Genomic DNA, 12,268 nt, shown 5'->3' on the forward strand with positions numbered 1-12,268 from the left:
CCCGACGACTCCTCAACCCCAGGCCCCCCACCCCCGGGCCGGCCCCGAAGCGTACGCCCGAGGGCCGCGTACCCGGTGGCGGTCACGAGCCCGACCACGGCGCTGCCCGCCCACAGCGTGTCCGCGCCGAAGTGGTCGATGACCGCGCCGCCCACGAGCGGCGCGGTGAGGGAGGCGAGGGACCACGAGAGGGTGTACATCCCCTGGTAGCGGCCGCGCCCATGGGTCGGGGAGAGCCGGGCCACCAGCCCCATCTGGGTGGGCGAGTTGATGATCTCGCCGAGCGTCCAGACGGTCACGGCCAGCGCGTACATCCCCACCGACCCGGCGAAGGCGGTCAGTCCGAAGCCCGCTCCGGTCAGCAGCGCGGAGGCGACGAGCAGGGGCGCCGGATCGCGGTGTTCGATGAACCGCGTCACCGGGATCTGCACGGCCACGATCAGCACGCCGTTGGTCGCGATCGCGACGCCGAAGTCGGTGCTGGACAGCCCTTCGGCCCCCATCGCCACCGGGAGCGCCACGAACGCCTGCTGAATGATGGTCGCGATCAGGTACGACAGCGCGACCACGGCCATGAACCGCCGGTCGCGCAGCACCGTGCCCAGCCCGACCTCCGGCTCCGGCGCGTCCGCCGCCCCGTCCGCACCCTCGGTGGCGGCGTGGCGTTCGGGACGGGACTCCGGGAGCTTGACGAAGACGATGACCGCGCACAGCAGCGTCATACCGGCGTCGGCCAGGAAGAGGGTGAGATAGCCGTGGCGCGCGATCAGCCCGGCCGCCGCCGCCGAGACGGCGAAGCCGAGGTTGATGGCCCAGTAGTTGAGCGAGAAGGCCCGCACCCGGTCCTCGGGGGCGACGATGTCGGCGATCATCGCCTGCACCGCGGGCCGGGAGGCGTTGCTGGTCATCCCCACCAGGCAGGCCACGACGGCGATGGCGACCGGGTCCTGGACGAAGCCCAGCACGGCGACTGTGACCGCCGTCGACAGTTGTGAGACCAGCAGCGTGGGCCGTCGCCCCAGCCGGTCGGTCAGCACCCCGGAGACCACCGCCGACACCGCCCCGCCCAGCCCGTGCAGCGCCCCGACCAGCCCGGCGAACATCGCCGAATAGCCCCGGTCCACGGTCAGGTACATGGCAAGGAACGTGGCCACGAACCCGCCCAGCCGATTGACCAGCGTGGAGGTCCACAGCCACCAGAAGTCCCGGGGCAACCCCGAGACGCTCTCCTTCGCGGCCTGTCTCAGTCGGACGACGGACATCGGGTGACTCCCCCCGTGTAAGCGGCACAACCAGCATCCGCAACTTACCGATGCCCACTCCGCGCCGCCAGCCGATTGACGGGGTCCGTCAACCGACCCGCTCGGGCCGGTCCAGTAGGCTCGACAGCATGGCCGACGCACCGTACAAGCTGATCCTCCTCCGCCACGGCGAGAGCGAGTGGAACGCGAAGAACCTGTTCACCGGCTGGGTGGACGTCAACCTGAACGAGAAGGGCGAGAAGGAGGCCGTCCGCGGCGGTGAGCTGCTGAAGGACGCCGGCCTGCTCCCCGACGTGGTCCACACGTCCCTCCTGAAGCGCGCCATCCGCACCGCGCAGTCCGCCCTCGAGGCCGCCGACCGCCACTGGATCCCGGTCCGCCGCTCCTGGCGGCTGAACGAGCGCCACTACGGAGCGCTGCAGGGCAAGGACAAGGCGCAGACCCTCGCCGAGTTCGGCGAGGAGCAGTTCATGCTGTGGCGCCGCTCGTACGACACCCCGCCGCCCCCGCTCGAGGACGGCGCCGAGTGGTCCCAGAGCGACGACCCGCGCTACGCGACGATCCCGCCGGAGCTGCGCCCGCGCACCGAGTGCCTCAAGGACGTCGTCGAGCGGATGCTGCCGTACTGGTACGACGCCATCGTCCCGGACCTCCTCACCGGCCGCACGGTCCTGGTCGCCGCCCACGGCAACTCGCTCCGCGCCCTGGTCAAGCACCTCGACGGCATCTCCGACGCCGACATCGCGGGCCTGAACATCCCCACCGGCATCCCGCTCTCCTACGACCTGGACGCCGACTTCCGCCCCGTCGTCCCGGGCGGCACCTACCTCGACCCGGAGGCCGCGAAGGCCGCCATCGAGGCGGTCAAGAACCAGGGCAAGAAGAAGTAAGCCCAGCTCAAGAGGCCCCCTACCCGCGGTTTCGCCGCGAGTAGGGGGCCTTTGGCCTGGGGTGGGCCGACCCGAGGTCGCCAGCGGTGAGGAGGCGGTCAGGAGGCAGCGAACTCGTACTGCAACTCGTAGAGGTGCCCGGCCTTGGCCATCACCGTGGCTTCGATGGGGCGGTCGCCATCGCTGTAGACGACGCGCAGCGTGCGCAGGACCGGAAGGTTGCCCGGCAGACCGAGCACCGTGTACTGCTCCTGGGTCGGTACGCGCGCAGAGACCTTGTCGACGCTGAGGCGGGGCGGGTAGCCCAGCTCCGCGAGGAGGGCCGGAGTGCCGCCTTTGATCTTGCGGCGGTCCATGATCGCCGTACCGCGAGCCAGCTCCAGCGGGTAGTACGACTTCACCAGCTCCACCGGTTCGTCGTCCAAGAGCAGTACCTGCGCCCGCAGCAGCGCGGTGCCACCCTCGGGGAGGCGCAGCGCCCCGGCGACGTCGGCGGGCGGGCGGATCTCGGTGACGTCGAGGATCCGGCTGCTTCCGCGCGCCTGGTGGGTCGCGGCCTCGCTGATCCATCGGTACGGCTCTCCTGGCGCGGCCGGGGCCATGTAGGAGGCGGGCCGCATGGTGCGCTGCCGGTGTTCGCGTACGGTGACGGCCGCTCCGGCGCGGCCGACCGCCAGCCCTTCGTCCTTCAGGAGCTGCAATGCCTTCTGTACGGTCGCGTTCGAGGCGGTGAACCGCTCCTTGAGCTGGGCGGTCGACGGGAGCTTGGCACCCGGCGGAAGGTCGCCGGACATGATCTCGTCGCGGAGGTCGGCGGCGATCCGCTCATGCAGCGACCGCCGGTCAACTGCGTCCTGTTCGGCCTTCGGCACGGTCATCCCATCCTGATTTCGTAGCGCAGGCGCCGGCGTTGGGCGGGCATGGTGATCAGGTCGGCCTGGATGGCCCGGTCGGCCCCGTCGAGCACGACCCGCTCCAGGCGCATCACCGGTTCCTCCGTACCGATCCGCAGCAGTTCCCGTTCCTGTGCGTCCGGCATCCGAGCCGTCACGTCCTCCCGCACCCGCCGCCCCACATGTCCCAGCTCGGCGAGCAGCGCCACCGCTCCTCCGCGGATCTTCGCGGTGTCCGCGAGGCGGGTGCCCGCCGCGATGGGTGCCGGATAGTAGGAGTCGGTCAGCTCACACGGCTCCTCATCGAGGTACATGATCCGGCGCCGTACGACGACCGTGTCCCCGTCCTCGATTCCCAGGAGGCGGGCCACGACAGCCGGAGCCGAAACCTCCCCGGCCCGCAGAATGCGCTGGATCCCCCGCCGTCCGCGCGCTGCCCCTTCCTCACCCCATGCGTCACCCTGATCGCCCTCGACAGGCCGCAGGTAGGGCAACGAGGAACTGATCCACGCATCGCTGGCCACTGCCCCTCCTCAAGCGTGATCGACACTCGCCGACGGCCTCCACACCGTCGATCTGGCGCCTGAGTCTGCCGAGGACGTCGGTGCGGGCCGACTGGACCAGGTCGTCTGTGGTCCGCATAACTGGATGTCCTCCAGGCGGTCGGCGTAACCCCATTCGGACAGCGTGCGGGTGACGAACTGTCGCGCTGCGCGAATGGATGGCCTGCGTCGCGTGAAGAACCGCTGCCGCGTCAAGGGCATGGCGAGTCACCGCCTCAGAGCTGGGTGCACGAGCGAGGCCGCCTTATCGCTATTCGTGAAATGCAGTGAGGTAGCCTCTGGTAGGTGGTGTCATCGGCAACGCGGAGCGCGAACGCGCCCAGCGCAGTCGGTGAGGCGCAGCCTTCTCCGCAGAGGTAGGAAGGATCCCGCGTCCTTAAGAGGTCTTGGCCTCATGACCTCTTTAGCACCTACCCTGAAACCGTCCCGACTCCAGGACGGTGAGCACCCATGGCGAAGTACGAGCAGATCGCGGACGCGCTCCGGCAGGGCATCCGGGCGGGGCGGCTTCTTCCCGGGGAGCGGCTGCCGGCCGAGGACAAGCTCGCCGCGCGCTACCGGACCAGCGTGCCGACGCTTCAGCGGGCGCTGTCGGAGCTGGTGGCCGAGGGGCTGATCGACAAGCGGCACGGGGTGGGGACCTTCGTCCGTACCCCGCGTCGGCGGATCGAGCGGAACAACGACCGGCACCAGTGGGAGAAGGACCGGGCGCGCCGGTCCAGGGCCGAGCGTCTGAGGACCGGGTCCACCGAGCACGACACCGGGCTCGAGGTGACCGACCTCGCCTTCCACGCCGAATACCGGGACGCGCAGGCCGACGAGGACCTGGCGTCCGTCTTCGGGGTCCCGGTGGACACGCGGCTGCTGGAGCGGATCTACCGCACCAACTGCCGTACGGAGGACGCCCCGTTCGCCCTGGTGCACTCGTACCTGGTCCATGACGTGGTGGCCGCCAACCCGGACCTGCTCGACGCCGCCAACGAGCCCTGGCCCGGCGGCACCCAGAACCAGCTCTACACCATCGGCATCGAGCTGGACCGCGTGGAGGAACGGATCACGGCCCGGCCGCCGACCGTGGAAGAGGCCGAGGCGCTGGGGCTGAAGAAAGGGGTGTCGGTGATCCTTCTGCGGAAGATCTGCACGGACATCGGCGGCCGGGTCGTCGAGGTCTCCGACGTGACGCTGGCCGCGGACCGTACGGAGCTGGTCTACACCACCCCCCTGGAGAGGTGGTGACCATGCCGAACACCATCACCGTCATCACCGCGGTCCACGCCCCGGGCGCCGGGCACCTGCCGGAGGCCCACGCGTCGCTGTGCGCACAGGAGTTGCCGGACGGCTGGGACTGGCAGTGGGTGATCCAGGAGGACGGCGAGACCGACGCCGTACGGCCCTACGTCCCCGACGACCCCCGCGTCAGCTTCGGACAGGGGCGGTCCGGCCGGGCCGCCATGGCCCGCACGATGGGGCTCTCGCGCGCCGAGGGGGAGTACGTCAAGGTGCTGGACGCCGACGACCTGCTCACCCCCGGCGCACTCGCCCGCGACCTGCGCGCGCTCAGGGAGAACCCCGGGCTCGGCTGGGCGACCTGCCGCGCCCTGGACCTCCTGCCCGACGGCTCCACCGTCGGCTTCGAAGGCGACCCGCCGCAGGGGCCCCTCGCCCGCGGCGCCGTTCTCGACTTCTGGAAGGCGAACGGCTACCGGGCGCAGGTCCACCCCGCCACCCTCTTCGTGCGCCGCGATCTGCTCCTCGCCCTCGGCGGCTGGATGGCCCTGCCCGCCTCCGAGGACACCGGCCTCCTCATGGCCCTCAGCGCGGTCAGCCGTGGCTGGTTCACCGCCGAGACGGGTCTGCTCTACCGCAAATGGCCCGGTCAGGTCACCAGTCAGGCCGCCCATGCGGACGAGACCGAGCGCGCGGCGCGGTTCGCGGTGGTCGAGGCGCGGGCCCGCGTCCTGGCGGCCATGGACGGCTGGCGGTACGACGCCGCCATGGGTAATTAGCGGTGTCCAACGCTGACGGTGTACGGCGCCGTCATGGGCGGCCGAGCGGTATGACGCTGTCGTGGGCGGCTGGCGGTGTACGGCGCCGTCGTGGACGGCTGACGGTGTACGGCATCGTCACGGGCGGCTGGCGGTGTCCGATGGCGTCGTGGGCGGCCGACGGTACGACGCTCGCCCTGCCCCAAGTCGGCCGGTAGCCGTCCCGTGCCCTTCAGGGCAACGTCTCCGCGTCCACCCGGGAGAAGACCAGGTCGCTCTCCTCGGTGACCGGCCCCCGTCGGCGCACCGGCACCTTCGGGGCGCGGCGCAGCGCGTCCGGGTAGCTGCCCGCCGCGTAGTCGTTGGCCAGGTGGTAGACGTGGAAGCCGTGTGCCCGGACGGCGTCCAGCAGGTCATCGACGGATTCGCCGAGTTCGGCCATCCGCTGCGGGGTGACCTCGACGGTCAGCTCCGCGTCCGGGCGCACCCTGCCGAGCAGGGGGAGCAGGCCGCGGACCACTCCGCCCTCCGCCCCCTCCACATCGATCTTGATCACCCTGGCCCGGGTGATCTCCTCTTCGGTGAGGAGGGCGGGCAGGGGCCGGGCCGCGATCTGGAAGGTGGACTCGGCCGGGCCGTCGTAGGGGACGATGCTGTTCGCTCCCATGTTGCGGGAGCTGGCGAGGATGAAGGTCAGCAGCTCGTCGCGGTCGGAGACCGCGGCGTTGATCGCGCGGATGTTGGCGCATCGGTTCCGCTGGGCGTGCCGCAGCAGGATCCGGTGGAACGCCGGCGAGGCTTCGACCGACACGACCTTCCCGTTCCGTCCGACGAGGCGGGAGGCGAGCACGCTGTAGTAGCCGATGTTGGCCCCGACGTCCACGAACACGTCCCCGGGCTGCAGACGGCGCTGGAGCCAGCGCGTCATATGCGGTTCCCAGACGCCGAAGAGGTAGAGGTACCGCTGGATGAGGTCCTGCGTGTCGACGGCGAAGGTGGCGCCGAAGCGCGTGCGGGCCATGCGGTGCAGGGGGCGGTCCCGCAGCGCGGCGTTCAGGTGGCGCTCGACCAGGGCCCGTTTCCCCGCGTTCCACGGGGCATGGCGTACGTACTCCCGGCCCAGGTCCAGCGCGGCCTGGTCGAGCCTGCGTATCACGGGGGATCTCCAGGTCATGAGCGTGCGTTCCAGGTCATCCAGGTCATGAGGGTGCGTTCCGGTTCATGGGGCTGCGTTCCGGGCCATGGAGGCGCGTCCAGAAGGCGCGTCCGGAAGGTGCGTCCAGAGGGTGCGGTCATGGAGGTGTGTTCTCGGGCCGGGTCCCGGCGCTCGTGCCTCGCCTCCCCCTGACATGGAAGCGCCCGACCGCTGGCGACGGGGGATGCACCAGCGGTCGGGCTCTGTTTAAGGGTAACGCGGCTCCTCGCGTATGGCAGCCGACTCCCCGGTCACGGCGAGGAGTTGTGACAGCGATCACGTAACGTTCGCCCAACGTGGTCACCGCCCGCACGGAGGCGCGTACGACAGACGGGGCAGGTATTCGGCCCATTTCCCCGGTGTCAGCACGCCCCGGGTCATCGAGCAGATGCGGCGGACCGCCTCGTCCACGTCCAGGCTCCACAGCCGGACCGTATCGGCGCCGCTGGAGACTCCGAGCATCCGGCTGTGCGGACTGAACGACAGGAAGTTGCCCGTCTTGGCGTTGGGGCTGAGCGACTGGCCGATGCGGGTGGCCTTGGACGGGACGGTGACGTCCCAGAGCCGGACGGTGTTGTCGTTGCCGCCGCTGGCCAGGGTGGTGCCGCCCCGGCTGAACGACAGCGACACGATGGCGTCGGTGTGGCCCGTGAGCGGGGAGCGCAGCCGGGTCGCCCTGCCGGGATCGGTGACGTCCCAGAGCCGGACCGTGTTGTCGTCGCCGCCGCTGGCCAGGGTGCGGCCGTCCGGGCTGAAGACAAGCGCGTTGATGGGGCCGAGGTGCCCGGTGACGGGCTCGCCGCGGGGGCCGGCGTGCCGCGGGTCGGCCACGTTCCACAGCCGGATGGTGTTGTCCGCGCTGCCGCTGGCCAGGGTGCGGCCGTCCGGGCTGAAGACCAGGGCGTTGACGTAGCCCTTGTGGCCGGTGAGCGGCGCACCGAGCCGATGGATCCGGGGCAGGTCGCCGATGTCGTACAGCTGGATGGTGCGGTCGTCGTACGCGGTCGCCAGGGTGCGCCCGTCCGGGCTGAAGGCCAGCGCGCCCGCGAACCGTGTCCGCAGGGCGATGGGGCGCTTGTAGGCGGCGGGGTGGGCCGGGTCGGTGACGTTCCACAGCCGCACCTCGCGGTCTCCGGTCATCATCGCGAGGGTGTGGCCGTCCGGGGAGAAGGTCAGTTCGCGCACCGTGCCCTCCCCGGGGCGGAACGGCTCGCCCAGCGGCACCGGCCGGTGGGGATTCTCCACGTTCCACAGCCGCAGCTTCTCGTCCCGCCCGGCCGTGGCGAGCACCCGCCCGTCCGGGCGGAACATCCCGATCCGGCCGACCATGTCCGCCGTCGGCAGCGACCACAGGCGGACCGTGTTGTCGCCGGACCCGGTGGCGAGCGTCCGGCCGTCGGGGCTGAAGCCCAGGGCGTACATCTCACCGCTGCTCCCCGCGAGTGGCTCGCCGACCTGCGACGGGTACCGCGGATCGCTGACGTTCCACAGGCTCGCCGTACTGTCCTGGCTGGCGGCGGCGAGCATGGTTCCGTCCGGGCTGAAGGACACGGACCAGATGGGACCGGTGTGGCCGGTGAGCGGTGAGCCCAGCGGCACCGCGCGGCGCGGATCGGCGACCTTCCACAGCCGGATGGTGTTGTCCGCGCTGCCGCTGGCCAGGGTGCGGCCGTCCGGGCTGAAGGCCACCGAGTGGATCAGGTCGTCGTGGCCGGTCAGCACCGTGTCGATCCGCTCCGGACGACGCGGGTCGGCCATGTTCCACAGCCTGATCGTGGCATCGTCGCCACCGGCTGCCAGGGTCCGGCCGTCGGGGCTGAACGCCACGGAGCGCACGGCGGCGGTGTGGCCGGTCAGAGCGCCGAGCGCCGTCGGCCGGTCCGGGTGGCGCATGTCCCAGAGGCGGACGACGTGACCCTCGGTGGCGGCGGCCAGCGTGCGGCCGTCCGGGCTGAAGGCGAGCAGGTAGATCGTGCCGTCATGACCGGACAGGGGCGTGCCGAGCGGGCGCGGGTGGCCGGGGTCCCGTACGTCCCACAGGCGGACCGTGCCGTCGTCGCCGGCGCTGGCCAGGGTGTGGCCGTCCGGGCTGAAGACCGCGCTGCTCACCCAGCTCGTGTGGCCGGTGAGGGGCGTGCCCAGCGGTCTGGGGCGAGAACGGTCGCGGGTGTCCCACAGCCGGACGGTCCGGTCGTAGCTGGCGGTGGCCAGCAGCCGCCCGTTCGGGCTGAACGTGGTGAGGTAGACGGCGCCGGTGTGGCCGTGGAGCGGCGTGGCCAGCGGCGCGTTCACCATCGAGAGCAGCCGGTTCCTCGTGCCCTCGTCGCCCGGCCGCAGGTGGTGCGCCACCAGGGCGAGCTGGGCGGACAGCGACGGGTCGGAGTACTGGAAGCGATCGGCCTCGGTGACGACCTGTTCGAATATCGCGTCGTCCCGCTGCTGCCACGCGACCACCGCGGTGCCGGCGGCCAGCATCGACAGGACGACCAGAGCCGCCACCGCGCCCCGGCTGATCCAGACGGTGCGCCTGCGCAGCCTGACCGAGGCGGCGAGGAAATCCACCGCGCTGCGGGTCAGGAAGGTGTCACCGGCGGCCTTCGCCCAGGTATGGGCCTGTTCCAGCCGGGAACCGCGGTAGAGCAGCGAGGTGTCGCGGTTCGAGCCCTCCCAGGCCCTGCTGTCCTCCTCCAGCCGCTGGCGCTGGAGGTGGTCGTTCCGGTCTTTGTCGATCCAGTCGCGCAGGCGGGGCCAGGCGTGCAGCAGCGCTTCGTGGGTGATCTCTACGGTCTCCGCGTCGAGTGTCACCAGCCGGGCGCGGACCAGCGCTTCGAGCGATTCCTCCGTCTTGCCGGGGTCCGTCGACTCCTGCGCCAGCTGCCGCCGGGTGCCCCGCCTGCGGGTGGCCGGGGTGTCCTCGCCCAGCCGGACCAGCCTGAGCAGCAGCAGTCTGGCGGCCGAGCGCGCGCCGGGGTCGAGGCCGGACCAAGCCCGTTCGGCGGTCGCCGCCACCGCTCCCTGGATGCCGCCCGCCGCGCGGTAACCGGCCAGCGTCAGCCGGCCCGCCTTGCGCCGCTGCCAGGTGGCGAGCAGGGCGTGGGAGAGGAGCGGCAGCACCCCCGCGTCATGCGTTCCGCGCGGGCCGTCGGCGCTCACCTCCCGGACGATCAGCTCCGCCAGCCCCGGTTCGAGTTCCAGCCCCACGGCCTTGGCCGGGCCGGTCACCGCCTCGCGCAGCTCCGCCGTGGTCAGCGGTCCGAGCACCATGTGCCGGTGCTGGAGCGCGTCGGCCAGTTCGGGATAGCCCAGGCACTGCTCGTAGAAGTCGGCGCGGATGCCGAGGACCACGAGCACGGGGGGCGGCTCGTCCGGGCCGGCGGGCGTGCAGGCGGCGTGGAGGAGCTGGATGAACGTGCGCCGGTCCGTCTCGTCGGAGCCGAGGGTGAACGCCTCCTCGAACTGGTCCACGATGACGACCGGGCGGCCGGTGGCGGAGGAAGTCCCGCGCGCCGCCCACGCCGTGACGGCCTCGCGCACCGCGTGCGCGAACCGCGGGGTGCCGGGCTCCGCGGGCAGGGGGGCCTCCGGGGCCGGTTCCGCGGCGGTCGGCTTCGCGGTCGGTTGCTTGGCCGCCGGTTGCGCGGCGGTCGGCTTCGCGGTCGGCAGCTTCGCCGCCGGTTGCGCCGCCGCTGGCTCCCTCGCCGCCGGTTGCGCCGCGGCTGGCTCCCTACCCGCCGGCTGCGCCGCTGCCCGTTGCGCCGCCGCTGGCTCCCTACCCGCTGGTTGCGCCGCCGCCGGTTCCCTAGCTGCCCGTTGCGCAGCCGTCGGTTCCGCTTGCGGCGGTTCCGCTTGCCCTGGTTCCGCTTGCCCTGGTTCCGCCTGCCCCGGTTCCGCCGCCGGTTCCCGCCCCGGCTCCCTGGCGGTGGGGATGACGCGGGCGAGTTCGGGGATCCGGCGGATCAGCTCGGCGAGCGGATCGCCGCCCGGTACCAGGTGCAGCACCTCCCGCGCCCCGGCGTGCTCCTCGCCCGGCGCGCCGCTGTGCAACGCGGGCACCAGACCGGCGTTCAGCAAGGAGGACTTCCCCGCCCCCGACGCGCCCACGAGCACCACCAGGCCGCCCGTCCGCTCCGCCGCGCGCAGCTGGGCGACGAGGGCCTCCGTGCTCCGCTCCCGGCCGAAGAACCACCGGGCGTCCTGCTGCCGGTACGGCGCCAGCCCCCGGTACGGGCACACCCCACCGGGGACGGACGGCCCTTCCGGGGAGGACCGTTCCTCCTCCTCGGCGGAGGCGCCCGTGCGCTCGCCGACCGGGTCGGCCACCGCACGCTCCCACAGGCGCTGCCACCGGGCCAGGTCGTACAGGCCCGCGGAGACCGGCACGGGCCGCGAGCGCCGCGCTTCGGGGATCAGGACCTGGAGCACCGCCGCGAGGGCGGCGAACTGGGCCGGTACGTTCTTGGCGCGTCGCCAGTCGCTGATCCGCTGGGCGGAGACCCGTACGGGCCGCCCCCGCTCGTCGGTCCGCTGAAGCCGGACGACCGCCTCGGCCACGCTCTTGAGGGGAGGGTTACCGGCCTCCTTGTACAGCAGCGCGAGCCGTTCCGCGAAGGCTGTGCGTGCCCCTGAGACGGAGCTCAAGGTCCCCTCTCCTCACTTCCCCCGCACCTGGACATCCGGACCGGAAAACTTACTTTATACGGCTGACCTGCGCTGAAGCCGCTGTTCCGGCGCCGGAACCTCCTCGGCGAAGGGCATACCTGGCAGGATCATGCCGCAGTAGCGCACCCACCACGAGCCGCCTGGCCAGGGCATCAGACTCGGCGCACGGAGAGACAGCCCATGGCACCGAACGTTCTCGGCCAGCTTTTGTCGGACGTCACCGGACGGGGGCGCCGGGATCGCCGCGTGGGTCCGGAAGATCCGTGGCGCCGGCCCGACCCGGACGGCTGACGCACCGGCCCCTGTCCCCCTGACCCCTGTCTGCTGTCCAACCCCCCGATCCGCACCGGCAGGCGCGGATCGACACCGCCCCACCGTTCGGCACCGGTCCCCACGAGGGGAGGGACCGGCGCCGAACGATGTGGTGTGTCTAACGTGTCTGACGCTGACGAGGTCGGATCAGGTCATCTCGGTGCGGCGGGCCAGTCGTCGGGGCCGCCGCCGTGCCAGTCGATCAGCTCGGGGTTGTCGAGGGGGGCGTCCTCTTCCATCACACCCGCGCGGTGCAGGAGCCGCCGGAGCTCGTCCGGGCTCACCACCACTCCGACGTCCTGGCCGTCGAGCAGCACACGGCGGCGGCCGTCCAGCGGTTCGTCCACCACCACGCGAGGCGGGGCCGGGGTCTTGTCCTCCATAGCACCAGGCTCGCCGCTCCCGGCGCCGTCCGCACCTCGGGCGGCACGTCGGGCGGCCCCTCGGGCGGCACGTCGGACAGCGCACCCCGCGCCGGGGCGGGGCCGCCCGCACCGGCACCCCGCCTC

The 12,268-nt window shown here is 72.1% G+C and carries 9 protein-coding genes; 3 read left to right on the forward strand and 6 right to left on the reverse strand.

Annotation, left to right across the window (positions count from 1 at the left end; translation table 11 throughout):
* Positions 1 to 1,262, reverse strand: a 1,262-nt coding sequence (locus AXW62_RS36935; protein WP_060948253.1) for an MDR family MFS transporter, incomplete at its 3' end; no start/stop codon positions are given.
* Between the two features lie 128 nt (positions 1,263 to 1,390).
* Here AXW62_RS36935 and AXW62_RS36940 point away from each other — a divergent pair.
* Positions 1,391 to 2,152 carry a phosphoglyceromutase gene (locus AXW62_RS36940; protein WP_060948248.1) on the forward strand — a complete coding sequence of 254 codons (762 nt, stop codon included), beginning with the start codon at positions 1,391 to 1,393 and terminating at the stop codon, positions 2,150 to 2,152.
* A 98-nt stretch (positions 2,153 to 2,250) separates the two neighbouring features.
* On the opposite strand, the gene AXW62_RS36945 is transcribed toward AXW62_RS36940, so the two are convergent.
* Positions 2,251 to 3,030 (reverse strand): GntR family transcriptional regulator, encoded by a 780-nt coding sequence (locus AXW62_RS36945; protein WP_060948249.1) that lies wholly within the window; start codon positions 3,028 to 3,030, stop codon positions 2,251 to 2,253.
* Positions 3,027 to 3,569 (reverse strand): GntR family transcriptional regulator, encoded by a 543-nt coding sequence (locus AXW62_RS36950; protein WP_060948250.1) that lies wholly within the window; start codon positions 3,567 to 3,569, stop codon positions 3,027 to 3,029. The genes AXW62_RS36945 and AXW62_RS36950 overlap by 4 nt, the downstream gene beginning before the upstream one ends.
* Positions 3,570 to 4,058: 489 nt before the next feature.
* Here AXW62_RS36950 and AXW62_RS36955 point away from each other — a divergent pair, with 489 nt between their 5' ends.
* A complete protein-coding gene (locus AXW62_RS36955; RefSeq protein ID WP_060948251.1) occupies positions 4,059 to 4,844 on the forward strand; it encodes a GntR family transcriptional regulator in 786 nt (261 codons plus the stop codon).
* A gap of 2 nt (positions 4,845 to 4,846) precedes the next feature.
* Positions 4,847 to 5,614 (forward strand): glycosyltransferase family 2 protein, encoded by a 768-nt coding sequence (locus tag AXW62_RS36960; RefSeq protein WP_060948254.1) that lies wholly within the window; start codon positions 4,847 to 4,849, stop codon positions 5,612 to 5,614.
* Positions 5,615 to 5,825: 211 nt separating this feature from the next.
* On the opposite strand, the gene AXW62_RS36965 is transcribed toward AXW62_RS36960, so the two are convergent.
* The 3 genes from AXW62_RS36965 to AXW62_RS36975 all read right to left on the reverse strand — a co-directional run bounded on the left by AXW62_RS36965 (position 5,826) and on the right by AXW62_RS36975 (position 12,142).
* Positions 5,826 to 6,767: an FkbM family methyltransferase gene (locus tag AXW62_RS36965; protein WP_079106064.1), complete on the reverse strand. Its 942-nt coding sequence runs from the start codon at positions 6,765 to 6,767 to the stop codon at positions 5,826 to 5,828.
* 321 nt (positions 6,768 to 7,088) lie between these two features.
* Positions 7,089 to 11,426, reverse strand: coding sequence for an nSTAND1 domain-containing NTPase (locus AXW62_RS36970; protein ID WP_060948252.1), 4,338 nt, complete (start codon positions 11,424 to 11,426; stop codon positions 7,089 to 7,091).
* A 485-nt stretch (positions 11,427 to 11,911) separates the two neighbouring features.
* Positions 11,912 to 12,142, reverse strand: a complete 231-nt coding sequence (locus AXW62_RS36975) for a hypothetical protein (RefSeq protein WP_030828055.1) — start codon at positions 12,140 to 12,142, stop codon at positions 11,912 to 11,914.
* Between the last annotated feature and the right edge of the window lie 126 nt (positions 12,143 to 12,268).

Origin of the sequence: Streptomyces hygroscopicus subsp. hygroscopicus (assembly GCF_001553455.1) — a bacterium.
In the GTDB taxonomy this organism is placed as follows: domain Bacteria; phylum Actinomycetota; class Actinomycetes; order Streptomycetales; family Streptomycetaceae; genus Streptomyces; species Streptomyces hygroscopicus.